A 25,343-nucleotide genomic window follows, 5' to 3' on the forward strand; every position below is an offset into this window, starting at 1 on the left:
ATGCCCAGGGTGGCACCGACCCTGCAGGCTCCGCATATTGCTATTTATTTCATAGCTGCTTGCGCAGGTAAATCTTGCGCAAGCGGCTATTTTCTTATGTAAATGCACTGCGCTTGCCGGTGTCGATGGGTGACAAGACGCAATGCACCCGATTGCACGTCCATCCCACAAACCAGTCAAAACCCATATGACTGACTCCCACACGGTGAAACACATCTGGTCTAACCCCTGCCATCTTCGCGGTCCTGCTGCAGCACCTTTAGGCTGACGATCACCCCGCGTATACCTGCGCCGCTCCAATGGAGGAGGGAAAACCAGACAGCTCTTTGCCAGCTTTGGCCCTGGCAAATGCAATAAATTTTCCACACGGGAAAACACCTAGAAAACAAATTTCATTTCAGTATTACATTGCAATGCAACCGGGTGCAAAACAACAGCATAACTACCCGAAACACTTGCTTAGGAATGAATCACGTATGGCCATGGACGATCTTCTTTTCGGTAAACGCAACAAGCGGGGCGACTGGGCGCCCAACCAGCATCCGGGCATTGCACCGTTCTGGTCCTCGCCGCCGAACCTGCTGAAGGTACTGAAATGGCTGCCCGGCTATGTGTGGCCATGGAATTTGTTCCACATCGCCACGGCGCTGGTGTGGTGGTACTACGTGCTGCCCGATGTGCAGACCATGAAGACCATCTCCTGGGGCTGGACGCTGTACCTGCTGGCGGTCAACCTGGCAGCCGGCCTGGTGTTCTATGGATTCTTTGAGTGGCGCTACTACAGCCGGCAGGTGCAGGGCAAAAGCTTCAAGTATCACCACAAGTTCCCCAAGGAGCAACCGTCCGATGTGTTCTGGTTCAAAAGCCAGAACATCGACAACTTCTTGCGCAGCTTTCTGATCACCATTCCGCTGTGGACGGTGGTGGAAATCATCTTCGTGTGGTGCTTTGCCAATGGGCTGGTGCCCTGGGTGCAGTGGACCGACAACCCGTATTACCTAGCGCTGCTGATGTTCATAGCACCGGCTATCCACGAAGTGCACTTCTTCGTGATCCACCGTGCCATGCACTCCCCACGCGTCTACAAATGGGTACACGCCATACACCACAACTCGGTGAACCCCAGCCCCTGGTCGTCGCTGAGCATGCACCCGGTCGAAGGTTTTCTTTACCACGCGGTTGCCCTGTGGCATCTGGTGATTCCGTCCAACCCCATCGTGGCGATGTTCCAGCTGCACATGGCCGGCTTTGGTGCCATCAACGGCCACCTGGGCTTCGACAAGCTGAAGCTGGGCGAAGACAGCGCCATGGACAGCCATGCCTATACGCACTACCTGCACCACAAGTACTTCGACGTGAACTTTGGCGGCGACGGCCTCGTCCCCCTGGACCAATGGTGCGGCACCTGGCACGACGGCTCCAAGGAAGGCGAGCTGCGCATGCAGGAGCGCTACCAGAAGAAGCTGGCAAAGATGAATGCCCGAAAGGAGGCACAACCGTCCCCGACCGAATAAACCACGCCTTACACGGTGCACGCACTCCGTGCCCCGCCCACCTAAACAGAGAAAGAGGAGCACAAGATGAAAACAGTTAAAAACATGTTGAAAACAATCGCCGTAGCCGCCCTGGTGGCCTGCACTGCCAGCACGGCCATGGCCGCCGGCGCCAAGATATTTGTCATTGGCGGCAAGGCCGATGATCCGTTCTGGTCCCGCGTCAAAAAGGGCGCGGACGACGCCGCCCTGGTGGTCAAGGCCGCGGGTGGCAGCGTCACCTGGCTGGGCCCGCAGACTTATGACAACCTGGGCCCCGATGCCGCCAAGCTGATCCGCACCGCGCTGAGCCAGAAGCCGGACGCCATCGTCGGCCCCGACTGGGTTCCCGAAGCCATGGACGCGGCCTTCAAGGAAGTGGTCGCCGCTGGCGTGCCGCTGATCATCTACAACTCGGGTGGCATGGATGCCGCCAAGCGCCTGGGCGCACAGAACTATGTGGGCAGCGAAGAGTACGTGGCAGGCTTTGGCGGTGGCGAATACTTTGCCAAGCACGGTGTCAAGAACGTGCTGTGCGTGAACACCCAACCCGGCTCCACCAACCAGGAAGCGCGCTGCAAGGGCATGGCCGATGGCATGGCCAAGAACGGCGGCAAGGGTACGCAGCTGCCACTGCCCTCGTCGGCCTTCGGCAACCCGACCGCCGTGGCCCAGGCCGTGAAGGCCGCGCTGCAAAAGGACAAGACGGTGGACGGCCTGATCACCATCGCCGCCGGTGACGCTACCAGCGCGGCCACCGGCATCAGTCAGGCAGGTCTGGTGAAGCAGGTCAAGCTGGGCACTTTTGACATCGACCCGACCAACCTGCAGCGTCTCAAAGAAGGCACGCAGCTGTTCTGCATCGACCAGCAACCCTATCTGCAAGGCTATTTGGCGGTTTCCATGCTGAACGCTTACGTGCAATACGGCCTGAAAGTGCCCACCGCACCCATCCTGACCGGCCCCGGCATTGTGGACGCATCCAACGTCGATGCCACCTTGGCCGGTGCAGCGGCAGGCGCGCGTTAAGCCTGACCGAAAACGGCCCGGGCAGCCGCCTGGGCCGGCTTATTCCACCGCGAGGCCCCCTGCCCGCTGATTACTTTTTTGCAATGCACGAACGACTGACACCATGAACTCGAAAACCATTCCTCCCCCGCCGATCGGGGTCCAAGCCGAAGCAAGCAGTGCCCAGCCGGGGTTCTCCCTGGGCAACCTGCTGCGGCGGCCGGAAACCGGCTCCTTCATCGGTCTTGTCTTAGTCTTCGTGTTTTTTGCCATCTTCGGTGGCGAGACCTTTCTGTCGGCCAGCGGCGCGGCCAGCTGGCTGAACATCGCCGCCGAGCTGGGCATTATCGCCCTGCCAGTGGGCTTGCTGATGATCGCCGGCCACCTGGACCTGTCGATTGGCAGCACCATTCCGGCCAGTTCGATGACCATTGCCATCGTCAGCGGCCACTATGGCCTGCCCATGCCGGTGGGCATTGCTGCGGCGCTGGGCTTGGGCCTTGCAATTGGCTGGCTCAACGGCTACTTGATCGTGCGCACCGAGCTGCCGTCCTTCGTGGTCACGCTGGCCACCTTGTTTGCGGTGGCCGGGTTGACGCTGGGTCTGTCTGTCATCGTGGCGGGCAGCACCAGCGTGGCGCTGAACAGCGACCCCATCACCAAGATGCTGTTTGGCAACTTCATCGACGGCAAGTTTGAAGTCATCCTGCTGTGGTGGGTGGCGGCCATGCTGTTTGTGAGCTACATCCTCAGCCACTCCAAGTACGGCAACTGGATTCTGGCCCTGGGCGGCGACAAGGTCAGCGCCCGCAACGCTGGCATCCCCACCAACAAACTGAACATCGCGCTATACATGGCCAGCGGGCTGTGTGCCGCCTTCGTGGGCATGTGCCAGGCCATTCTGTACAACAGTGCGCAGGTATCGGCTGGCCAATCGTTCATCTTCAATTCCATCATCGCAGTGGTGATCGGCGGCGTGATCCTGACCGGCGGCTATGGCTCGGTGATGGGCATTGTGCTGGGCACCATGACCTTCGCCATCGTCAACCAAGGCATTTACTACACCGGCTTTGACGCCAACTGGGCCAGCCTGATCATCGGCGTGCTGCTGCTGGCCGCCGTACTTCTGAACAACACCTTCCGCACCATGGCGTTGAGCCACTCCGCACCACGTGCTAAACCAAAGGCCAGCAAATGACTACCGCACCTCTGCTACAGCTCAAAAACGTCTACAAATCCTTTGGTCCGGTAGATGTACTGCACGACATTTCCCTGGACGTCAAAGCCGGTGAAGTACTCTGCCTGCTGGGTGACAACGGCGCCGGCAAGTCCACACTGATCCGCCTGCTGTCCGGCGTACACAAGCCCACCTCAGGCGAGATGCTGATGAATGGCAAACCCGTGGCCTTCAACACCCCACGCGATGCCAGCGACCACGGCATTGCCACCGTGCACCAGTTCGGTGGCACCTTCCCACTGATGAGCATTGGCCGCTCGTTCTTCGTCGGCGCGGAACCCACCAAGCAGTGGGGTCCGTTCGAAGTGTTCGACCGCAAGCGGGCCAACGAGATTGCCGTACGCGAAATGCGCGAGCTGGGCATCACCCGCATCACGGACGGTGACCGCCTGGTGGGCGGCCTGTCTGGCGGCGAACGGCAGGCGCTGGCGATTGCCCGTGCCGTGCACTTCGGCGCCAGCGTACTGATTCTGGACGAGCCCACCGCCGCCCTGGGCGTGAAGGAAGCCGCACACGTGCTGCGCATTGTTCTGCAAGCCCGCAGCAAAGGCATTGCCGTCATCTTCATCACGCACCAGGTGATGCACGCGCTGACCGTGGGCGACCACTTTGCGGTGCTGATCCGGGGCGCCAAGGCGGCCGACTTCCGCAAGGGCGAAAAAACCCGGGAAGAAGTGACCGACCTGATGGCCGGCGGCGAGTCCATGGCCTCGCTGGAAGCAGAAATCGAAAGCCACCTCTAACTTTTCCCTTAAACCTGACCCTGACTGACATTGAACATGACACACACCTTCACCCTCGCCGCCTGCGCCGAAATGCTGTGGCGCGACAAACCCATGGAATGGCGCGTCAAACGCCTGACCGAATTGGGCTTCCAGGTCGGCCTGTGGAACTGGCCTGAACATGATCTGGCCATGCTGGAAAAATCAGGTGCCACCTTCTCCATCATGAATGGCTACCTGCGTGGCCGCCTGACTGACGACGAGGGCGCGGACGAGCTACTGCGCACCGCGCGCGAGACCGCCCAAGTGGGCAAACGCCTGGGCGTAGCGCGCCTGAACCTGCACGGCACCGGCCTGGGCGATCGCGGCCTGCCGGTCACCCCCTGCACGACGGTCACTGGCCCGATGTGGCTCAAGGCCCGCGACACGCTGTGCCGCATTGCCGACATGGCCGACAAAGAAGGCGTGGTTTTCACGCTGGAGAACCTGAACCTGCCGCTGGACCACCCCGGCGTTCCCTTTGGGCGTGCTGAAGATACGCTGGCGCTCGTGTCGTCCGTGAACCATCCACGGCTGCGCCTGAACCTGGACCTCTACCATGCACAAATCGGCGAGGGCAATCTGATTGAGTTGTGCCGCGCCTGCCTGCCCTGGATTGGCGAGGTGCAGGTGGCCGATGTGCCAGGCCGCAAGGAGCCCGGCACGGGCGAAATCAACTACGCCGGTGTTGCGCGCGCCCTGTTTGCCATGGGCTACCGCGGCCCGGTGGGCATGGAGGCTTTTGCCAGCGGTGACCCGGAAGCCGCACTGGAAGCCTTCCGCAGCGCCTTCACGCTCTGAACCCCACATCTTTCCCCTTTCATTCTTAACCCCCTCGCAACCGGCTTGAACGCCGGATCTGCATCTACTTTTTTGGAGAACTCTATGATCAAAGTCGGACTTCTGGGCGCAGGCCGCATCGGAAACGTACACGCCAAAAGCATTGCCGCCAACGCGCAAAGCCAGTTGGTGGCTATTTCGGACTTCCACCCCGCAGCCGCAGAAACCCTGGCCGCCGCCTACGGCGCCAAGGCACGCAGCACCGAAGAGATCATTGCCGACCCCAGCATCGATGCGGTGCTGATCGCCACCTCCACCGACACGCATTCCAGCCTGATAGAAGCCGCCACCGCCGCCGGCAAAGCCGTGCTATGTGAAAAGCCGGTGGACCTGGACCTGGAACGCGCACTGGCCTGCCAGGCCGCCACAGCCAAGCACCACCGCCCGGTGATGATTGGCTTCAACCGCCGCTTCGACCCCAACTTCGCCGCCCTCAAAAAGTCATTCGACGCAGGCGAAATCGGCAAGGGCGAGCTGCTGTCCATCACCTCGTTCGACCCGGCCCCACCGCCGGTCAGCTACATCAAGGTGTCGGGCGGCCTGTTCCGCGACATGGCCATCCACGACTTTGACATGGCTTGCTGGATCTTTGGCGCTGCACCTGTGGCCGTAACCGCCGTGGGCAGCAGCATCGTGGACCCGGCGATCGGCGAAGCCGGTGACGTGGACACCGCCGTCATCACCCTGCACTTTGCCGATGGCCGCATCGCCGTCATCAAGAACAGCCGCCGCGCCGTCTATGGCTATGACCAGCGCATCGAGTTGCTGGGCTCCGACGGCCTGCTGCAAGCCGGCAATATGCTGGAGAGCAGCATCACCAAGACCACCGTGCAAGGTGCCATTGGCGCCAAGCCCGAATACTTCTTCCTGGAGCGCTATATGCGCTCGTATGAGGCCGAGTGGCGCGCTTTTGTGCAGGCCATCAGCACCGAGTCGGCCCTGCCCGTAAGCCTGCAAGATGGCGTGAATGCACTGGCCGTGGCAGAGGCTGCCACGCTGTCCGCCCGCCTGGGCAAGACCGTGCAACTCAAGAACGGCCGTCCCGTATCCGCCTGATTGCGGTACGCAGGCTAAACACCCACGCTAAGCCTGCCGCCGATGCGAAGCACGCAGCACCAGCGCCCCAGGGGCCAGCACCGAGCCCTGGGGCGTTTTTTCATCTGGAAACATGCGGCGAATGCCTTCGGATACCAGATGGTCCACGGGCTGCCGAAAGGTGGTCAGCTCGTAGCTGGGGGACCCGGCCAATTCGATGTCATCGAACCCGACGATGGCGATCTTGCGTACCGCATTGGCCGTCACCAGGGCGTCCATCGCACCGATGGCCAGGATGTCGTTCTCGCAAAAAAGGGCCTCCATGCGCTCGCTGCGTGGCGTGGACTCCATATAGCGCAGCAGGGACTGCATGCCCTCCTGGCGGCTGTAGTGCGCCGTTTCCAACACAGCACACAAATCCACCCCGCGGCTGTGCAGCCCGTGCTTGAAGCCTTCCTGGCGGCGCAACTCGGTGCGCTCGGACATGGGACCCGCCATGTAGGCAATGCGCTGCTGGCCTTGGTCCAGAAACAGTTCGGCGATTTCCACCCCGGCAGAAAAGCCATCGGTGCTGACAAACGGAATACCGGCCTGCCCGGTATTGCGCATCAACACCACCAGAGGAATGTGTTTGATGTTCTGCGCCAGATGGACCAGCTCGCTCTTGAGCGTGGTACCCAGAAACATGATGCCGTCCACCTGGAACTGGTCTGCCAGACGCAAGGCCTCTTCTGGCCCGTATTCCTGGCTGATATTGAGCAGCATGGAGCTATAGCCCCGCGCCTGCAATTGCCGGGTGGCTTCATTCAGCAGCTTGAGCAGGTTCGGATTGGCCAGCTCGTCCACCACCAGGGCAACCAAGTTGGAGCGCCGTGTGGACAAGCTGCGGGCCAGCAAATTGGGCGTGTAGCCCAGCTCTTTGGCGACCGCTAGGATGCTTTCTCGCACCTTGGGCGCCACCGACGCGCCATCGGTAAATGCGCGCGACACCGTCCATTTGGACACGCCTGCCCGGTTGGCCACGTCGCTTGCGGTCACTTTCTTGGGCGGTTTATCTGCAGGAGCGGAGGACATGGGCACTCGGGTTCTGGGGCTGGGCCTGGGCAGTTTAGCAAAGCCCCCCTTGGAGATACCGCCGGACTACCAGGTCCCGGGCCTTGCGCCAACACAACCTGTGGCGCATGCCAACAACGCATTGGAGCAAATGGCACGCGGCCTGTGCGGCCTGCACGACATCAGCCGCCCCACGCCACGCCCAAGCAAAATCGAGCCCGTGGCACTGGGCCGCGAATTGGAGGAGTGGATACAGAACGACATCCCCCTGCTCAAGCCCAAAATGCGCAAAGTGGCAGAACACCTGCTACAGCACAGCGCCAGCCTACACATGCAAGGCATACAGAACCTGGCCCAGCAAACCCATACCGCGCCAGCCACCATCGTCCGCCTGGCCAAGCGCTACGGCTTCAACGGTTTCAGTGACCTGAAGGTGGCCTTTCTTCAGGTGCTGCCTGCTGCAGGCAGGGCGGAAACACAGCCATTAGAAGCACCTCTGCACCGCCCACCCAAACACCAGGGGCCAGACATCTTCGGCGACGCGCTGATCGCTCGCATCCGCCAGGACCTACCCCGGCTCAGCCCCAAGATGCGCAACGTGGCCGAGCACCTGCTTCACCAAAGCAGCAGCTTGCACCAGCAGCGCATCAAGACACTGGCACTGCAAGCCCATACGATTCCGGCCACCATCGTGCGTGTGGCCAAGCGCTACGGATTCATCGGCTTCCACGATCTGAAGCTGGCCTTCTTGCCGAACGCTGAAGCAGCCAGCCCCGAAGCCAGCGTAGCACTGGCAGAGCTAGACCGCTGGGCACGGCACATGCACGCCGTACGCGCCATGGTGGAACATGCCTTCTTCCTGCAGGTTGTACTGGCCCTGTACGCAGCGCCCCAGATCGCAGTATGTCCGGCACGGCCGGGCGACTTGGCCGTGGCAAGCTACCTCACCAGCCGACTGGCGGCGCTGAAGACGCGCACGGCATTGGCCGGACCGGAGCAATTGGCTCCCCTGATGGCTTGCGCACCCGCGCAATCCGTGGTGCTGGAAGTGTGTTTGGCTGAACACGCGCACAGGCCTCGCGCCATGCCACAGCGCCGCGGCAACGCAAAGCTGAGGTGGATCCGCATGCAAACCGGTGCGACACCATCTGCGGACGCGCAAGACCTCAGTCTGAACGTCCCCGGTGCAGCCGAGTCGCCGGCCAACCATGGTGCTTTTGCCCTAGTGGATGCGTTGTGCGCGGCATTGCTTGCGCATGCCAGCGCCCGCTAAGCCTTCCGCAGTCCGCTAGTGCGCGGGTTTGGCAACCGCAATTGCGCGCATGCTGACTTGCACCGCGGGTGCGCCGTCGTACACCGTGGTGATGCTTTGCACCTGCACCGGCACGGCGCTTCCGTCCAGGCGGAGCAGCACCTCCTCGAACGGAGCCGAGGGTACATGGACCTGGCTGGCCTGCGCCAGACGCACCATGGCGGCGGCGTGGTAATCAGGGTGCAGTCGCTCCAGGCGTGACTGCCCCAGCAGCGCGCGGGCATCCGTAGCGCCCAGCAAGACAGCAGCAGCCGCATTGGCAAAAATGATCTTGCCAGCGCGATACACGCATATTGCATCTGGCGACCACTCCACCAGCGCCTGGTAGCGTGCCTCGCTGGCGCGTAGCGCGGCCAGGGCGGCATGCTCCACCGTCACATCGGTCAGCACCAGGCGCTGCACAGACTGGCCCGCGGCATCCCGGGCCACGACGCCCACCACGTGCACCCACAAGCGGCCGCCGTCTGCCTTGGTCATCTGCAGATCGCAGGTCTGAGGCACACCGGTATCAACCAGGCGCCTACGATAGGCATGGAAAGCATCCTGCTGCGCCACTTCCACAAAGCGGTGCATGCGCTGGCCCACCAGGTTTTTACGTGCCAGCCCCAGCAACAAGGCTGCCGCAATATTCGCGTCGTGCACCACCCCGTGCTCATTCAGGCTGAAATAGCCCACAGGCGCCTGGTCAAACAAATCCAGGTAATGCGTGCGCGAAGCATCTGTCAGGGCCTGGCTGTGCAGCAGCTCCTGGTTCTGGCGCTCCAGCTCTTGCTGGCTGAGGTGCATGGTGTACATGGCGTGGTGCATATCGCCATGCTCGTCAGTGATGTGAATGGGCAGCGCTTGTACGGATGCATCGCCATGTCGGTCGCTCACCCGGCGATGAAGCCCTTGCCCACCGGCAGCACGGCCGCCGTTACGTCTGTCCATAATGTCCAAGATATTCCCCCTTTCTTGGTACCAAGCCGCATTGCCGTGCGGCGATCCCGGGGCGCTACCAGGTTCTTCAGCTCTTATCTGCCTGTTTCGCCCAGCTAAATGCCAGTGTATGTGTGTAAGCAAGCTTTGTGCAGCTTGGTTACGCAAACTTGCATGCGGCTCTTCAATAAGCCATTGCCAGCCAGCCGAAAAACGCTGTTTTACTATCTTTTAGATAGCTGCTAGCGCAGGTAAGACATGCGCTGGAGGTCGTTTTAATAGATGACGTTCTAAGGACATATTACAGGCTCAAAACGCCCGCAGAGCCGGCCGCATCGGAGGCCACAGGCTTGATCACACTCCACCGGCGATTGCTGGGCACAACGCAGACGGCGAGGCCGATGGCGCCGCATTGCGCGCCTTGCTACGCAATGCATAGCGGCTACCGCAGGTTTTACGTACGCCAGTGGCCTCTATTGTTGGAATATGTGTGTGGCCGTCAGCGATGCCGTGCACCGTATCGGGCCGCGGGAACTCAGCCCTTGGCGGCCAGCTTGTCCTGCGTCTGCGTGTCGAAATCACTGGCCGCGTGGCGCTCGTGCAGCTGCTCGGACGACTCGCCCCAGGCGCGGTTCACCATACGCCCGCGCTGCACCGCCGGACGCGCGGCGATCTGCCGGGCCCAGCGCACAACGTGGGTGTATTCGTGCACGCTCAGGAACTCGGCCGCGCCGTACAGCTGTCCCAACACCAGGCCGCCGTACCAGGGCCACACCGCAATGTCGGCAATGCTGTAGTCGTCACCCGCCAGGTAGCCGTGCTCGGCCAGGCGGTGGTCCAGCACGTCGAGCTGGCGCTTGACCTCCATCGCATAGCGGTTGATCGGGTACTCGAACTTGGCCGGAGCGTAAGCATAAAAATGGCCAAAGCCGCCGCCCAGAAACGGCGCACTGCCCATTTGCCAGAACAGCCACGACAGGCACTCGGCCCGCGCCGCACCGCTGGCAGGCAGAAAAGCGCCAAACTTCTCCGCCAGGTACTGCAGGATGGCGCCCGACTCGAAGACGCGCACGGGCTCGGCGCCACTGCGGTCCATCAGCGCAGGAATCTTGGAATTGGGATTGACCTCGACAAAGCCGCTGCCGAACTGCTGGCCTTCGGTGATGCGGATCAGCCAGGCGTCGTATTCAGCACCGGTGTGGCCCAAGGCGAGCAGCTCCTCTAGCATCACCGTCACCTTGATTCCGTTCGGCGTGGCCAGCGAATACAGCTGCAGCGGATGGTTACCAACTGGCAGTTCTTTGTAGTGGGTGGAACCGGAGATCGGCCGGTTGATACTGGCGAACTCGCCACCGTTTTCCTTGTCCCAGGTCCAGACTTTGGGTGGCATGTAGGCATTGGTATCGGTCATGCGGTTTCTTTGAAATGGTGTGGATCAAAACAGAATAGATGGCAGGTTAACGGCTGTGCGATGCCCCCGGGGGTTTAGGGTTTTGGGGGAAAGTGGTAAGCGCTAGAGCAGCGCAGTTCAAATACCGGCCTTCGTTGCGAGGGCTGGTCGGACTGGCAAGGGACTTGTGCCGAGACTTCACTATCCCGCCGCCACGATCACATGCGCCTGGATTTTCCCGGCCACCGGGCCTACACCGTGGCGGCTGACAATCGCCTCAGTCGCACGGTCGGTGGCCAGCTGCAGCAGGCTGGCATCACGCACCTCGATTTCATTGCGCAGCGGCGTGCCCTGGCAATAGGCTGTGGCAGCGTCGCGTGCCGAGGGTGCGTGGCTCAGCTTCTCGTGGGTCATTATCTCGATGTCGATAAACCCTGCACGACTCAATTCCTCGCGGATCAATGCGACGTCGTGGTAACCGTGCGGCGTGCGGGCAAGAAAGCGTGGTGGATCATGCGGAAACACCGTGGCGACGGCCCTGGTGACGTCGTCGGCAAAGGCGTTCTCTTCGATACGGTCCCAGACGCTGAAGACGAAGCGCCCGCCGGGCTTCAGCACGCGACGTGCCTCGGCGTAGCCGGCGACCCGGTTCGGGAAAAACATCGCACCGAACTGGCAGCACACCACATCGAACGCGGCATCGTCGAACGGCAGAGCCAGCGCGTCAGCCTGTTGCCATGCGATGCGGCTGTCGGCCCCCTGCCGGGCGGCAGCATAGTCGAGCATGGGCTGGTTCAGGTCGGTCACCACATAGTGCGCGTCGGCACGCAGCTGGGGCGCCAACGCCCGCGTTACCACGCCACTGCCGGCAGCCGTCTCCAGCACCGCGCCGGGCGAAAAGCCGGCGACAAGCTCCGCTGTATCGGCAGCATAGCCCCCGAAAATCAGGGGCACCATCAGCGTATCGTAGAACTTCGGGATAGAGCCCGCGAATACCTTGTCGCTTTCAGCCATAGAGCCTCCTAGCAAGTACCTAAATGGTGACAATGCGCCATAGTGGCCCCGCACGCTGGGCTCGTCAATGCATAGGCCCGCGAATATGAGGTCAGCTGCATGAATTCCGAAACATGGTTTTAGGATCTGGAGGCTATGGTGCGTGCCCCCTTCTCCCTCGATGTAAATTCATACGCCGGATGTATTGGCCAGGGTTTTCCGTTTAGCTCACGTTCGGCGTCAAAAATCCTAACGCTATCAAAGGCAATTCCATGAAGACCCAGTACTACACGGCGACGAGCCTCGACGGATTTATCGCCACCGAAGATGATTCCCTCGACTGGCTATTCCCGCTGGGTGATATCAACGAAACGGGCTACCCGGCTTTCATCGCTGAAGTTGGCGCGTTGGCCATGGGCTCGGCCACCTATGAATGGATGCTGCGCCACGCGCAGACTGTTGAAGCCGAAACAGGTGCTCCCTGGCCATACGTGCAACCAACCTGGGTCTTCACCCACAGGGTGTTGCCGCCAGTTCCGGGAGCCAAACTGCACTTCGCATGTGGAGATGTGCGCTCCGTGCACGCCGCCATGCGCGAAGCCGCTGGAGGCAAGAATATCTGGGTTGTCGGCGGCGGCGACTTGGCAGGCCAATTTCACGACGCCGGCCTGCTCGACGAGGTGATCGTTCAAATAGGCTCCGTCACTCTTGGCAAAGGCAAACCGCTATTTCCCCGCCGACAGACAAGTCCTTCGCTGAAGCTGGTTTCAGTCAAGCAGATCGGCCCGGGCTTTGCGGAATTGCGCTACCAAGTTCCTTCACCCAGCACAAACAGTACTGAGTGACCGCGAGAGCAGCCACGAAGACGGCCCTAGCTACGGCGCATTATTTCTTTGTCGCCACACGGTCGGGCATGGACTTGGCGACCAACTCCCGCACATGGGGGATCATTTTGTTGACCGAATCCAGGAACGCGGCCGAAATCACTTTGCCTTCGTTGGTATTGGTCCAACCGGCCGCGCCACCACCACCGGCAGCGCCGATCATCAGGCCCGCAGTCCCCAAATCCGTGGCGCGCGCCGAGCCCTCGGCGCTCACCAATTGCTCGGTTGTTTGCGAGTCGGTCAGGGTCAGCACCACTTGGGCCTCCTTGAACTTCACCTTCTCGGCCAGACCCGCGAACTGCCCAATGTACGGAATACGCGCCAGGATGCCTTCCAGCCCACCGCCAGCGTTCTGCTCCGAAAACACCAAGGTGGGTGTCAGCACGTATTGGGCTTCCAGCACATGGCCGCGCGGGTTCACCGTGCTGTCCTTGCGGGTCAAACCCGACTCCTGCAAGTCCATTTCCTGCTTCGTGCCCTTAAGCCCCAAATTACGGTCCACCACACGGAAGCAGCCGCTTTGCTGCAGCATCAATCTCACCAAAGGCACAGGCGAGTTGGGCAACCCGCCCGCGCTGCTGGTATAGGTGTAGCCGTTGGGGTTTTCGATCACGCCGAGCGTGGCCAACGGAGCATCGCACTTTTCAATCTTGCGTGTTTCGCCCGTGGACTGCTTTTGCCCAGCGGCGCCTGTCGCCAAGCCACCGGCATTGCCGGTTTCAATACCCGAAGGCTTATTGCAAGCAGCAAGCAAGACCATCACTACGGTAGCGGCAACAAGAACGGGAGCAGATCGGTTCATAGGTAGGGACTAAATAAAGTTCGGCACGGATGGTACCTGCAGCCTATGGGACTACAGCCCCCTAGGCCGGACAATCGTTTGTTACGAATTGCATCTACCACGGGCCCAGGAATGCGCGACCAGTTTGCTAAATCCTGCAAGCCGCAAACCCCGCCCCGTCCGCCAGCACAAAGTCCCGAAACGCCGCCCCCAGATCCGACGGCACGGCATCGCGGCGGTGCAGCAGGCACCAGTCCAGCATCTTCGGCATGTCCTGTAGATCCAATACCGCCAGCATGCCGGCGGCCAGCTCGACCTGGAACACGTGGGCCGACAAAAAGCTGATGCCCATACCGACCATCACGGCTTGCTTGATGGTCTCGTTACCGGATAGCTCCATCGACACATTCACCTGCAGCGATTGCGACTGCAGCAGGTGCTCCAGGAACTGCCGGGTAGCCGAGCCGGGCTCGCGGAAGATGAAATCCTCGGTGCGCAGGTCGGCCCAAGTCAGCTTGCGCCGCGCGGCCAGCGGGTGGTTGGGCGGGACGACGATGCAGTGCGGGTTGCGGGCAAAGGTTTCAGCCTCCACATCGGCCTCGCTGGGGGGGTAGCCGCCGATGGCCACGTCCAGTTGGTGCTCTTGCAGCATGGCCAGAATCTTCTCGCGCCGCTCCACCGTCAGCTTGAAGCGGATGCCCGGGTGCCGCGCCTTGAAGGCCATCAGCAGCGCCGGCGCGAAATAGTGCGCGGTGGGCACCACGCCCAGGTGCAGCAGGCCGCCCTCGCCGCTGCGGCTGGCGGCCATGGCCTCGTCTGCGATGCGCACTTGGTCGAGGATGCGGCGGGTGTGGCGCAGCAAGGCTTCGCCCGGCGGACTCAGCACCAGACGTTTGCCGGTTTTGACGAACAGCGGCTGGCCCACATCCTCCTGCAGCTGGCTGATCTGCATGGACACGGCAGGCTGGGTCAGGTGCAGCTGTTCGGCGGCGCGCGAGTAGCTGAGGCTGGTGGCCACGGCCTCAAAAATCCGCAACTGGCGCAGGGTGGCGTTTTTCATGCAAAGCAGTACAGGGTTTCACCCGGAAACCGGGCGGTGAACGGGTAGGCAAATCGACAGGTTCCGCAGGGGCTTGCAGGGGGTTTCCCTAAGCTGCAGTGCAGCATTTGAACCCTATAGCGCTCCCCAGCAAACCCATGCCCTGGCAGGCCAAAAGTATAAGCAAAACTTTGCCAAAACATAAAAACCTATGTGTTGTCTATATGCATGGCGCTACCTAGACTTCAGCCCATCGCAACCCCTTGTGCCCTCCTGTCCACCACTCGCCTGCCCATGTCCAACACCACCATCGCCCCCTTCCCTACCTGGAACGACGCCCACGCCGCCACGCTGGATGCACCCGGCCTGCTGCTGTACCGCTCGAACCTGCTGGGCTCCGACCTGCGCATCACCAACTACGGCGGCGGCAACACCTCGGCCAAGCTGGTGCAAAAAGACCCGCTGAGCGGCCAGGACACCACCGTGCTGTGGGTCAAGGGCTCAGGCGGCGACGTGGGCTCCATGAAGCTCGATGGCTTCAGCACCCTGTACATGGACAAGCTGAACGCGCTGCAGAAGCTCTACCGCGGCCCGCAGTTTGAAGACGAGATGGTGGGCTACCTGCCGCACTGCACCTTCAACCTGAACCCGCGCGCCGCCAGCATCGACACGCCTCTGCACGCCTACCTGCCCTTCGCCCACGTGGACCACATGCACCCCGATGCGGTGATTGCGATTGCCGCCATGGCCAATAGCGAAGCACTGACCGCCAAGATTTTTGAAGGCACGGTGGGCTGGTTGCCCTGGCGCAAGCCCGGCTTCGAACTCGGCCTGATGCTGCAACGCTACCAGGCCGCCCACCCCGACCAGCGCGGCCTGGTGCTGGCCGGCCACGGCCTGTTCACCTGGGGCGACACCGCCAAGAGCTGCTATGAAAACACCGTGGGCGTGATCGCCCATGCGCAAAACTGGCTGGGCCGCGAACGCACGGCCCGCAAGGCGGTGAGCTTTGGTGGCGCCGCACGTGAGTCGCTGCCACAAGCCGAGCAAGACGCCACACTGGCCCGCGTGCTGCCGGTGCTGCGCGGCCTGGCCAGCAAGAGCGGCCACAAGCTGATGCACGTGGACCGCCAGGCCACGGTGATGGAATTCGTCAACAGCCGCGACCTGGTGCCGCTGGCGGCCCTGGGCACCTCCTGCCCGGACCACTTTCTGCGCACCAAGATCCGCCCGTTGATTCTGGAAGCCGAGGTCTACCAACTGGAAGGTGCAGCCCTGGCCGCCGCGCTGGACGAGAAGTTGGTCGCCTACCGCGCTGACTACGCTGCCTACTACGAGCGCTGCAAGCGAGCCGACAGCCCGGCCCTGCGCGATGCGAATCCCGTGATCATCCTGCTGCCCGGCATCGGCATGGTGTCGATTGCCAAGGACAAGGCCACGGCCCGCATCGCCGGCGAGTTCTATGTGAACGCCATCAATGTGATGCGCGACGCCAATGCCATCGATACCTATGTCGGCCTGCCCGAACAGGAAGCCTTCGACATCGAATACTGGCTGCTGGAAGAAGCCAAGCTGCAGCGCATGCCCAAGGCCAAGCCCCTGGTCGGCAAGGTGGCCCTGGTGACCGGCGCCGCTGGCGGCATTGGCCGCGCGATTGTGGAGCGCATGCTGAGCGAAGGCGCGTGCGTGGCCCTGCTGGACATCGACACCGAAGCCGTGGAAGCCACCCGCGCCGAGCTGGCCAAGCGCTACAGCAAGGACGTGGTGCGCAGCGTGGTCTGCGACGTCACTTCCGAGGAATCCGTCATCAACGCCTATGTGCAGGCCACACTGGAATTCGGTGGTGTGGACATCCTGGTGTCCAACGCCGGCATCGCCTCGGCCGCACCGATCGAAGACACCAGCCTGGCGCTGTGGATGCGCAACCAGAATATCCTGGCCACCGGCTACTTCCTGGTGGGCCGCGAGGCGTTCCGCCTGATGAAGGCCCAGGCGATTGGCGGCGCCATGGTCTACATCGCCAGCAAGAACGGCATGGTGGCCAGCGCCCAGGCCAGCGCCTACTGCGCCGCCAAGGCGGCCGAGATCCAGCTGTCGCGCAGCTTCGCACTGGAAGGCGCACCGCTGGGCATACGCTCCAACGTGGTCAACCCCGACGCGGTGATACGCGGCAGCAAGATCTGGACGGGCGCCTGGAGCCAGGAGCGCGCCGCCGCCAACAAGATCAGCGAAGAAGAACTCGAAGCCTTCTACCGCGACCGCTCCATGCTGAAACGCAGCGTCTTCCCCGAAGACATTGCCGAGGCCACCTACTTCCTGGCCAGCGACCTGGCCGCCAAGTCCACCGGCAACATCATCAACGTGGATGCGGGTAATCTCGCCGCATTCCCGCGTTAATTCGACGATTGCACAAATACAAAGAGACAGCCATGACCACCACGAATATTGCTCCTGAATTAATAGCTGACAACGCACATACTGCGAGCGCCCGCATCGATTCCGACTACAAACACCTGGGCGAGCAACTGGCCCGCCGCGGCGTGGATATCGACACGCTGAAGGCCGAGGTGGCGAAGTTCGCCGTGGCCGTACCCAGCTGGGGCGTGGGCACCGGCGGCACCCGCTTCGCGCGCTTCCCCGGCAAGGGCGAGCCGCGCAATGTGTTCGACAAGATCCAGGACTGCGGCGTGATCCAGCAACTGGTGCGCTGCACACCCACTGTGTCGCCGCACTTCCCATGGGACAAGGTCAGCGACTACTCCGAGCTGCGCCAGCATGCCGAGTCCTTCGGCCTGGGTTTTGACGCGGTCAACTCCAATACCTTCTCCGACCAGAAGGACCAGCCCCTGTCGTACAAGTTCGGCAGCCTGACCCATGCCGACGCCGGCGTGCGCGCCCAAGCCGTGGCGCACAACCTGGAATGCATAGAGATCGGCAAGCAGATCGGCAGCAAGGCGCTGACGGTGTGGATTGGCGACGGCTCCAACTTCCCCGGCCAAAGCCACTTCCGCCGCCAGTTTGAGCGTTACCTGGACAGCAACCGCCAGATCTACGCGGCCCTGCCAGCCGACTGGAATATGTTCCTCGAACACAAGATGTTCGAGCCGGCCTTCTACGCCACCGTCATCCAAGACTGGGGCAGCAGCCTGCTGGCCGCGCAAAGCCTGGGCGAGAAAGCCCGCTGCCTGGTGGACCTGGGCCACCACGCGCCGAATACGAACATCGAGATGATCGTGGCCCGCCTGGTGCACGCACAAAAGCTGGCCGGCTTCCACTTCAACGACAGCAAGTACGGCGACGACGACCTGGACAGCGGCAGCATCAACCCCTTCCAGCTGTTCCTGGTGTTCAACGAACTGGTCGACGCGGCGCAAAGCAAGGCGCCCAACTTCAACCCCGCCTACATGCTGGACCAGTCGCACAACGTGACCGATCCGATCGAGAGCCTGATGACCAGCGCCGTCACCGTGCAGCGCTGCTACGCCCAGGCCCTGCTGGTCGACCGCACGGCCCTCACCGGCTACCAGGACAGCAACGACGTGCTGATGGCGGCGCAGACCTTGAAGGCGGCCTTCCACACCGACGTGACCCCGCTGCTGCAAAAGATCCGCATCGAAGCCGGCGGCGCTGCCGACCCGGTGGCAACTTACAGAGCTTCGGGCTACCGCACTGACATGGCAACTATTCGCCCCGCCAGCGGCCCCAGCAGCGGCATTGTTTAAGGTAGCTGTGCCCCCAGCACAGCGCCACCCCATCGAGACCGGCGCGCAGCTCCCCAGCTGTAGCGCCGGTAGCGACACCGGCCATAACTCCATTGTTAAGGCCAATTTTTGATACCAACAACGACATCCAGGAGACAAGCATGAAGAAACAAATCGCAACCCTGCTGACCGTGGCATTGAGCGCAGCCTTGGCCAGTCCGGCATTTGCTGCGGACAAGATCGCCCTGGTGGTGAAGAGCCTGGGCAACGGCTTCTTTGACGCGGCCAACCAGGGTGCGCAGGAAGCAGCCAAAGAGCTGAAGAATGTGGAAATCATCTACACCGGCCCGGCCAAGGCCACGGCCGAAGGCCAGATCGAAATCGTCAACTCGCTGATCGCGCAAAAAGTCTCGGCCATCGTCATCTCGGCGAACGACCCCGACGCCCTGGCACCGGTGCTCAAGCGCGCCATGGACCGCGGCATCAAGGTCATCTCATTCGACTCCGGAGTGCGCAAAGACGGCCGCATGATGCACCTGAGCCCTTCCAGCAACCCGCTGATCGGCGAAAAACTGGTGAAGATGACGGCCGACGCCGTAGGCTCCACCGGTGAAGTGGCCATCCTGTCCGCTACCGCACAGGCCACCAACCAGAACATCTGGATCGACGAAGCCAAGAAAGTACTGGCCCAGCCCGCCTACAAGGGTCTGAAGTTAGTTAGCGTGGTCTACGGCGACGACCAGACCGACAAGAGCTACCGCGAAGCCCAAGGCCTGTTCAAGAGCTACCCCAACCTGAAGGCCATCATCGCCCCCACCACCGTGGGCGTAGCGGCAGCAGCCAAGGCTGTGCAGGATGAGAAGAAAGTCGGCAGCGTATTCGTAACGGGCCTGGGCCTGCCATCTGAAATGGCCGGCCATGTGAAGAGCGGCGCGGTCAAGTCCTTCGCCATCTGGAACCCTATCGACCTGGGCTACTCGTCCATCTACGCAGCCAGCCAGTTCATCTCCGGCAAGGTGACCGGCAAGCCGGGTGAAAAAGTGTCTCTGGGCCGTGTGGGCACCGTGACGCTGGATGCGAACAGCGAAGCCGCCATGTCGGAACCCTTCACCTACGATGCCACCAACGTAGAGAAGTTTGCGAAGTTCTTTTAACACCCCCAGGCTGCAGTGCTGCGCATCTTTCGCCAACCCCCCTCATATCGGTTTGGAAAACCGATATGACATGCAGGGGGCAACCCCAGTGGCCCGGCAGAGCCGGATCCACGGGGTTTCTGGTGGAGTCGCGGGGTGACTGATTGGGTGTCGGTGAACCGACAAGTTCGTGGGGCATCTCTGTCAGGGTGGGTGCCCCTTTTTTATGCAAAGCTGGATTTCTAAATGAGTGACGTATTGCTTAGCCTGCGCGGCATCCACAAACGCTTTGGCGCTACCCATGCGCTGCGCGGCGTGGACCTGGATTTGCAGGCCGGAGAAGTGCTGGCCCTGGTGGGCGAAAACGGCGCCGGCAAGTCCACTTTGGTCAAGCTGCTTACCGGCGTGATTCCGGTGGATGAAGGCAGCATCTCCTTGCGCGGCGTGGCACACAAGTTTGCCAACGCCCAGGCCTCGCAGGCCGCCGGCATTCTGGCCGTGCACCAGGAGACGGTAATGTTCGAAGAACTCAGCGTGGCCGAAAACATTTACGTGGGCCGCCACCTGATGCGTGGCCCTTTCATCGACTGGAAGAGCATGAACATCCAGGCCCAGCAGGTGCTGGAGCAAATCGGTGCGCGCTTCCAGGCCAGCACCATGGTGAAAGACCTGAGCCTGGCCGAGCGGCACCTAGTGGAGATCGCCCGTGCCCTGTCGCAAAAAGCCCAGGTCGTGATTCTGGACGAGCCCACAGCGGCCTTGTCTCAGCAAGAAATCCGCGACTTCTACGGCATCGTGCGCAAGCTGCGTTCCCAAGGCGTGGGTGTAATCTTCATCACCCACAAGTTCGACGAAATATTTGCCGTGGCCGACCAGTATGTGGTGCTGCGCGACGGCACCACCGTGGGCAGCGGCCGCATTGCCGAGGCCACCGAGCAAGACCTGGTGAAGCTGATGGCCGGCCGCGCCATCGACCAGATCTACCCCGCCATCACCTCGGTGCCGGGCGATGTAGTGCTGACGGTGCAAGACCTGTCCCACCCTACCGAATTTGACAAACTGAACTTCACGCTGCGCAAAGGCGAAATCCTGGGCTTTTATGGCCTGGTCGGCTCCGGTCGCAGCGAATCCATGATGGCGCTGATGGGGCTTAACCCCGCAGCCCACGGCACATTCACGGTGAGTGGACAGCCTTTTTCACCCAAAGACCCGGCGGATGCCATCAACGCCGGCATCGCCTATGTGCCCGAAGAGCGCCAGCGCCAGGGTGGCATTCTGAGCTTTTCGGTGCAGCACAACATCAGCCTGGCGGGCCTGAGCCGCTTTGCACGCGGGCCCTGGTTGTCGCAAGTGCGCGAATCAGCACTGTGCCAACGCATGATCGAGCGCCTGCGCATCAAGACCCACTCACCCGACACCCTACTGTCCGGCCTGTCCGGCGGCAACCAGCAAAAGGTGGTGATCGCCAAATGGCTGGGCCTGGAGCCGCGCATCGTGATCCTGGACGAACCCACCAAGGGCATCGACGTGGGTGCCAAGCAGGCCGTGTACCAGTTGATCGCGGAAATGGTGGAACAAGGCCTGGCAGTGATTCTGGTGTCCAGCGAGCTGCCCGAGGTGATGAACCTGGCCCACCGCACCATCGTCATGCGCCGTGGCGTGCAGGTGGCCGAATTTGCCCGTGCTGACGCGCATGCGGAAGCCATTGTGGCGGCGGCATCCGGCGCCACTGCGGCCAGCAGCCCGTCGCCTGCGGCGCGGCCCACCCCGGTATTGCGAGAGGCATTTGCAGCATGAAAAAATTTAACGTGATTCGCAGGGAATGGCTGCTCCTGGCCATCATCGTAGTGATTGCCCTGGCCGTAGGTGCGCGGGCTCCCGTGTTCCTCAGCTGGCGCAACGGCCTAGATATCGCCAACGACTCGGCCATCCTGAGCATCCTGGTCATGGGCCAAATGCTGGTGCTGCTAACCCGCGGCATCGACCTGTCGGTCGCATCCAACCTGGCGCTGACCGGCATGGTCTGCGCGCTGCTGGGCCGGGCCTGGCCCGAGGCGCCCATCGTGCTGCTGATATTGGTGTCGCTGGTAGTAGGTGCGCTGCTGGGCAGCGTCAACGGCTGGCTGATTACCCGCTTTGCACTGCCACCCATCGTGGTAACGCTGGGCACACTGTCGGCCTACCGCGGCGCCATCTTTGTGGCCAGCAAGGGCGCCTGGATTTCCGACCAGGACATCCACCCCGCCATCAAGGGCCTGCCACGCGAGGTCTGGCTGGGCCTGCCCGCACTGGTGTGGTTTGCGCTGGCCGTGCTGGCCGCCAGCGCCGTGTTTTTGAAACTGCGGCGTGAAGGCCGCGAGATATACGCCCTGGGCGGCAACCCGCATGCGGCGGCCTATGTGGGCATCTCGGCCAACAAGCGGCTGATGATGGTTTACACCCTGTCCGGCATGCTGGCCGGGCTGTCCGGGTTGCTGTGGGTGGGGCGCTATTCGATTGCCTATACCGAGCTGGCCGCAGGCTATGAGCTGACCGTGGTGGCGGCCTGCGTGATCGGCGGCGTGAGCATTGGCGGCGGTGTGGGCAGCGTGCTGGGTGCTGCGCTGGGCGTGCTGTTCATCGGCGTGGTTAACGGTGCCTTGCCGGTGATACAGGTGTCGCCCTTCTGGCAGCAGGCGATTGCGGGGGCGGTGATCTTGGTTTCGGTGGCGGTGAATGCCCGTGCCGAGCGGCGCGCTGGGCGCCAAATTCTGGAACGTAAAGGGAGTCTGGTATGAAGGCCTGGAACACATGGGAACGGGTGCTGCTGGCCCTGCTGGTGCTGCTGTTGGTGGTGTTTGGCGTCACACAACCGGGCTTTATGTCGCCCGACGCGCTGGCCGACAGCACCTTCAATTTCAGCGAAAAAGGCATTCTGGCACTGGCCCTGGCCTTGCTCATCATCACAGGCGAAATTGACCTGTCCATCGCCGCCACGCTGGCGCTTTGTTCGCTAGCCATGGGCTTTTCCATGCGGGCGGGTGCCGGTCCGCTGGGCATCACACTGGCGGCATTTGCCACCGGTGCCGTTGCCGGCGGGCTGAACGGCTGGCTGGTGACGCGCTACAAGCTGCCCTCCATCGTGGTGACGATTGGCACCTTGTCCCTGTACCGCGGCCTAGCCCTGGTGGCACTGGGTGACAAGGCTATCTCTGGCTACCCCGAGGCCTTCTCCACCCTGGGCAACGCTTATGTGGGCGAGCTGATTGGCGTGCGCTGGCTGGTGCTGCCGATTGAATTCGCCATCCTGCTGCTGTGCGCCGTGGCGGTAGGCGTGGTGCTACACCGCACCGTGCTGGGCCGTCGGTTGTATGCCGTGGGCGCGAATCCGGTGGCAGCCCGCTTCTCGGGTATTGCGGCCGACCGATACCGCATGGGCCTGTTTGTGTTTGCCGGCCTGATGGCGGCGCTGGCAGCCATCATGCTGACCGGCCGCATCGGCAGCACCCGCCCCAACATCGCCATGGGCTGGGAGCTGGACGCCATCACCATGGTGATCCTGGGCGGCGTGGCAATTGAAGGCGGGCGCGGCAGCATCGTGGGCACCATGCTGGCCGTGCTGCTGCTGGGCCTGTTCACCTTTGCCATGGGCATGGCGAACGTGACAGGCATTGTGATGAGCATGGTGATTGGCGCGCTGCTGATCGTCTCCATGGTCTTGCCGCGCATGTTCAAGCGCCCCGGCCGGAGGCTGTTGGCATGACGGAGGCTGCTGGCATAAGCGTTGAAATTAGCGGTGAAAAATATGCCTTCCGCATGTTTCTGCACCCGGGCTGCGTGGCGGAATACAAAAAGCGCCACGACGAGATCTGGCCCGAGCTGGTGGACCTGCTGAAAACAGCGGGCGTGAGCGACTACAGCATCTATCTCGATGAGGAACACCATGTGCTATTCGCCGTGCTGCGCCGCAAGGCCGGCCACACCACGGACGCCCTGCCCCAGCACCCGGTCATGCAGCGCTGGTGGGCGTACATGGCCGACCTGATGCGCGCCAACCCTGACGGTTCGCCAGTGGCCGAGCCCCTGCCCTGCATGTTCCACCTGGACTGATGCCCATGCAGGACACGACTCTGGACCTGACCCTGGTCATAGACATAGGCAAGAGCCACGCCAAACTGCTGCTGGTCAACGACAGCGGCGAAGTGCTGGAGCAACACGGCCGCAAGAACGCGCCGGTAATGACGGCTCTGGGCTATACCGCGCTGGACATCGGCGGCCTGACCGACTGGATGTGCTCCACCCTGGCCGCGTCACCACTGACCCGGCGCTGCGCACGCGTGATTCCCTGCACCCACGGCGCAGCGTTTGTCGCACTGGACGACAGCGGCCTGGCCTGGCCCGCACTGGACTATGAATTCGACGGCTACGCGGGCCAGACCAGCCCGCTACACCAGGCCTACCAAAGCCAGCGCGATGCCTTCGAGGCCACGCTGTCGCCCGACCTGCCCATGGGCCTGAACGCGGCCCGCCAGCTCTACTGGCTGCAACACACCCATCCGGACGCCTGGGCCCGTACCCGCACCCTGCTGCCCTACCCGCAGTATTGGGCCTGGTGGCTCAGCGGCGTGGCCGCCAGCGAGGTATCGTCCCTGGGCTGCCACACCCAGCTGTGGATACCCGACAAGCAGGGCTATTCCGCCCTGGCCCAATCGCAGGGCTGGGCGGCACTGTTCGCCCCGCTGGCCCCGGCCTGGCAGGTATTGGGCACGGTGCGCCCGGCCCTGGCTGAGGCATTGGGCTTGCCCCTGGCCTGCGAGGTCCACGCAGGTGTGCATGACAGCAATGCCTGCCTGGCGCGCTACCTATCCAGCACGCAGGACCTGACCGTGGTGTCGTCCGGCACCTGGACGGTACTGATGGCACCCGACGCCCCCACGGCCACGCTACGCGCGGAATGCGACATGCTGTGCAACGTCAACGTGCTGGGCCAGGCTACGCCCACCGCCCGCTTCATGGGCGGCCGCGAATTTGCCGCCATCCTGGACGGCGCGCCGCCCGACCTGGGCACGCTGGATGACGTGCAGCAGTTGCTGCACAGCCACACCGTTGCCCTGCCCAGCTTTGCGCCGCAGGGCGGCCCGTTCATGCACCGCGCAGGGCAAGTACTGCGGGGCGGCAAGACTATCGCCTTGCAAGTGCTGCCCCCAAGCCAACGTTCGGCCCTGGCGGCCCTGTACTGTGCCCAAATCACCGTCTGGCTGGTGTTGCAGCTGCGCCCGGCCAGCGCCACTGCCACCGTGGTCGTGGAAGGCCCGCTGGCGCACAACCCTCTGTACCTGGGCCTGCTGCAGGCCTTGTTGCCCGGCCACCAGTGCCAGGCCAGCACCGATGCCATGGAAGGCACGGCACGCGGCGCCTGGATGCTGAGCCGCTGGCCCGCGCCTGCCACGGCGCACAGCCTGCAAGCCGCGCCCCGATACGCGCTGAATGCGCCGAATGCGCTGGACGAACTGCAGGGCTACCACACAGCCTGGCTGAACGCCCTGCACTGATCACTATGGTTTTCATAGCTGCTAGCGCAGGATTTATCTGCGCCAGAGGCCGGTTTCATACAAATTGCCAAACACACAACACTTCAGCACAAACAGCACGTCACTTGCGCTATCAAATAAGTAACTACCCAGGCAGATAAAAACTGCGCAAAACCTCGTTTATTTATAGAAAATTAGCCCCTCTGGCGTAATGTC

General features: G+C 62.4%; 22 protein-coding genes. 16 read left to right on the plus strand and 6 right to left on the minus strand.

Annotated features, from left to right (window positions below):
- Window positions 1-482 precede the first annotated feature (482 nt).
- From AC07O2_RS04500 to iolG, 6 genes are all read left to right on the plus strand, one after another.
- Window positions 483-1,514 (plus strand): sterol desaturase family protein, encoded by a 1,032-nt coding sequence (locus tag AC07O2_RS04500; RefSeq protein WP_495074537.1) that lies wholly within the window; start codon window positions 483-485, stop codon window positions 1,512-1,514.
- Window positions 1,515-1,580: 66 nt separating this feature from the next.
- Window positions 1,581-2,561 (plus strand): sugar ABC transporter substrate-binding protein, encoded by a 981-nt coding sequence (locus tag AC07O2_RS04505; RefSeq protein ID WP_495074538.1) that lies wholly within the window; start codon window positions 1,581-1,583, stop codon window positions 2,559-2,561.
- Between the two features lie 103 nt (window positions 2,562-2,664).
- Window positions 2,665-3,738 (plus strand): ABC transporter permease, encoded by a 1,074-nt coding sequence (locus AC07O2_RS04510; protein WP_495074539.1) that lies wholly within the window; start codon window positions 2,665-2,667, stop codon window positions 3,736-3,738.
- A complete protein-coding gene (locus tag AC07O2_RS04515) occupies window positions 3,735-4,520 on the plus strand; it encodes an ATP-binding cassette domain-containing protein (RefSeq protein ID WP_495074540.1) in 786 nt (261 codons plus the stop codon). The genes AC07O2_RS04510 and AC07O2_RS04515 overlap by 4 nt, the downstream gene beginning before the upstream one ends.
- Window positions 4,521-4,556: 36 nt before the next feature.
- Window positions 4,557-5,339 (plus strand): TIM barrel protein, encoded by a 783-nt coding sequence (locus tag AC07O2_RS04520; protein ID WP_495074541.1) that lies wholly within the window; start codon window positions 4,557-4,559, stop codon window positions 5,337-5,339.
- An 84-nt stretch (window positions 5,340-5,423) separates the two neighbouring features.
- Window positions 5,424-6,434 (plus strand): inositol 2-dehydrogenase, encoded by a 1,011-nt coding sequence (gene iolG / locus AC07O2_RS04525; protein WP_495074542.1) that lies wholly within the window; start codon window positions 5,424-5,426, stop codon window positions 6,432-6,434.
- A gap of 27 nt (window positions 6,435-6,461) precedes the next feature.
- On the opposite strand, the gene AC07O2_RS04530 is transcribed toward iolG, so the two are convergent.
- Complete coding sequence (locus AC07O2_RS04530) at window positions 6,462-7,487, minus strand: LacI family DNA-binding transcriptional regulator (RefSeq protein WP_495074543.1); 1,026 nt, start codon at window positions 7,485-7,487, stop codon at window positions 6,462-6,464.
- Here AC07O2_RS04530 and AC07O2_RS04535 point away from each other — a divergent pair.
- On the plus strand, window positions 7,486-8,739 hold the full coding sequence (locus tag AC07O2_RS04535) for a MurR/RpiR family transcriptional regulator (RefSeq protein ID WP_495074544.1): 1,254 nt from the start codon (window positions 7,486-7,488) through the stop codon (window positions 8,737-8,739). The genes AC07O2_RS04530 and AC07O2_RS04535 overlap by 2 nt on opposite strands.
- 15 nt (window positions 8,740-8,754) lie before the next feature.
- On the opposite strand, the gene AC07O2_RS04540 is transcribed toward AC07O2_RS04535, so the two are convergent.
- The 3 genes from AC07O2_RS04540 to AC07O2_RS04550 form a co-directional block, all read right to left on the minus strand.
- Window positions 8,755-9,708 (minus strand): PAS domain-containing protein, encoded by a 954-nt coding sequence (locus tag AC07O2_RS04540; RefSeq protein ID WP_495074545.1) that lies wholly within the window; start codon window positions 9,706-9,708, stop codon window positions 8,755-8,757.
- A 523-nt stretch (window positions 9,709-10,231) separates the two neighbouring features.
- Window positions 10,232-11,107, minus strand: a complete 876-nt coding sequence (yghU, locus tag AC07O2_RS04545) for a glutathione-dependent disulfide-bond oxidoreductase (protein WP_495074546.1) — start codon at window positions 11,105-11,107, stop codon at window positions 10,232-10,234.
- Between the two features lie 180 nt (window positions 11,108-11,287).
- On the minus strand, window positions 11,288-12,100 hold the full coding sequence (locus tag AC07O2_RS04550; RefSeq protein ID WP_495074547.1) for a class I SAM-dependent methyltransferase: 813 nt from the start codon (window positions 12,098-12,100) through the stop codon (window positions 11,288-11,290).
- A 251-nt stretch (window positions 12,101-12,351) separates the two neighbouring features.
- On the opposite strand from AC07O2_RS04550, the gene AC07O2_RS04555 reads away from it, so the two are divergent.
- Complete coding sequence (locus AC07O2_RS04555) at window positions 12,352-12,924, plus strand: dihydrofolate reductase family protein (protein WP_495074548.1); 573 nt, start codon at window positions 12,352-12,354, stop codon at window positions 12,922-12,924.
- A gap of 40 nt (window positions 12,925-12,964) precedes the next feature.
- Here the strand turns inward: AC07O2_RS04555 and AC07O2_RS04560 are convergent, their stop codons facing one another.
- The gene (locus tag AC07O2_RS04560; protein ID WP_495074549.1) at window positions 12,965-13,765 is read right to left on the minus strand and encodes a CsgG/HfaB family protein; all 801 of its coding nucleotides are present in this window, start codon (window positions 13,763-13,765) and stop codon (window positions 12,965-12,967) included.
- A 127-nt stretch (window positions 13,766-13,892) separates the two neighbouring features.
- Window positions 13,893-14,804, minus strand: coding sequence for a LysR family transcriptional regulator (locus AC07O2_RS04565; RefSeq protein ID WP_495074550.1), 912 nt, complete (start codon window positions 14,802-14,804; stop codon window positions 13,893-13,895).
- A 273-nt stretch (window positions 14,805-15,077) separates the two neighbouring features.
- Between AC07O2_RS04565 and AC07O2_RS04570 the strand changes: the two genes are divergently transcribed.
- From AC07O2_RS04570 to AC07O2_RS04605, 8 genes are all read left to right on the plus strand, one after another.
- A complete protein-coding gene (locus AC07O2_RS04570; RefSeq protein WP_495074551.1) occupies window positions 15,078-17,180 on the plus strand; it encodes a bifunctional rhamnulose-1-phosphate aldolase/short-chain dehydrogenase in 2,103 nt (700 codons plus the stop codon).
- A 32-nt stretch (window positions 17,181-17,212) separates the two neighbouring features.
- The gene (rhaI, locus tag AC07O2_RS04575; RefSeq protein WP_495074552.1) at window positions 17,213-18,505 is read left to right on the plus strand and encodes an L-rhamnose catabolism isomerase; all 1,293 of its coding nucleotides are present in this window, start codon (window positions 17,213-17,215) and stop codon (window positions 18,503-18,505) included.
- A gap of 140 nt (window positions 18,506-18,645) precedes the next feature.
- Window positions 18,646-19,638, plus strand: coding sequence for a rhamnose ABC transporter substrate-binding protein (rhaS, locus tag AC07O2_RS04580; RefSeq protein WP_495074553.1), 993 nt, complete (start codon window positions 18,646-18,648; stop codon window positions 19,636-19,638).
- Between the two features lie 225 nt (window positions 19,639-19,863).
- On the plus strand, window positions 19,864-21,414 hold the full coding sequence (locus AC07O2_RS04585) for a sugar ABC transporter ATP-binding protein (RefSeq protein WP_495074554.1): 1,551 nt from the start codon (window positions 19,864-19,866) through the stop codon (window positions 21,412-21,414).
- Window positions 21,411-22,394 carry an ABC transporter permease gene (locus tag AC07O2_RS04590; protein ID WP_495074555.1) on the plus strand — a complete coding sequence of 328 codons (984 nt, stop codon included), beginning with the start codon at window positions 21,411-21,413 and terminating at the stop codon, window positions 22,392-22,394. The genes AC07O2_RS04585 and AC07O2_RS04590 overlap by 4 nt, the downstream gene beginning before the upstream one ends.
- Complete coding sequence (locus tag AC07O2_RS04595) at window positions 22,391-23,359, plus strand: ABC transporter permease (RefSeq protein WP_495074556.1); 969 nt, start codon at window positions 22,391-22,393, stop codon at window positions 23,357-23,359. Before AC07O2_RS04590 ends, AC07O2_RS04595 begins: the two co-directional genes overlap by 4 nt.
- The gene (rhaM, locus tag AC07O2_RS04600) at window positions 23,356-23,706 is read left to right on the plus strand and encodes an L-rhamnose mutarotase (RefSeq protein ID WP_495074557.1); all 351 of its coding nucleotides are present in this window, start codon (window positions 23,356-23,358) and stop codon (window positions 23,704-23,706) included. The genes AC07O2_RS04595 and rhaM overlap by 4 nt, the downstream gene beginning before the upstream one ends.
- A gap of 5 nt (window positions 23,707-23,711) precedes the next feature.
- Window positions 23,712-25,148, plus strand: coding sequence for an FGGY-family carbohydrate kinase (locus AC07O2_RS04605; protein WP_495074558.1), 1,437 nt, complete (start codon window positions 23,712-23,714; stop codon window positions 25,146-25,148).
- Window positions 25,149-25,343: the final 195 nt, after the last annotated feature.

The organism is Rhodoferax sp. GW821-FHT10B06 (assembly GCF_059415605.1).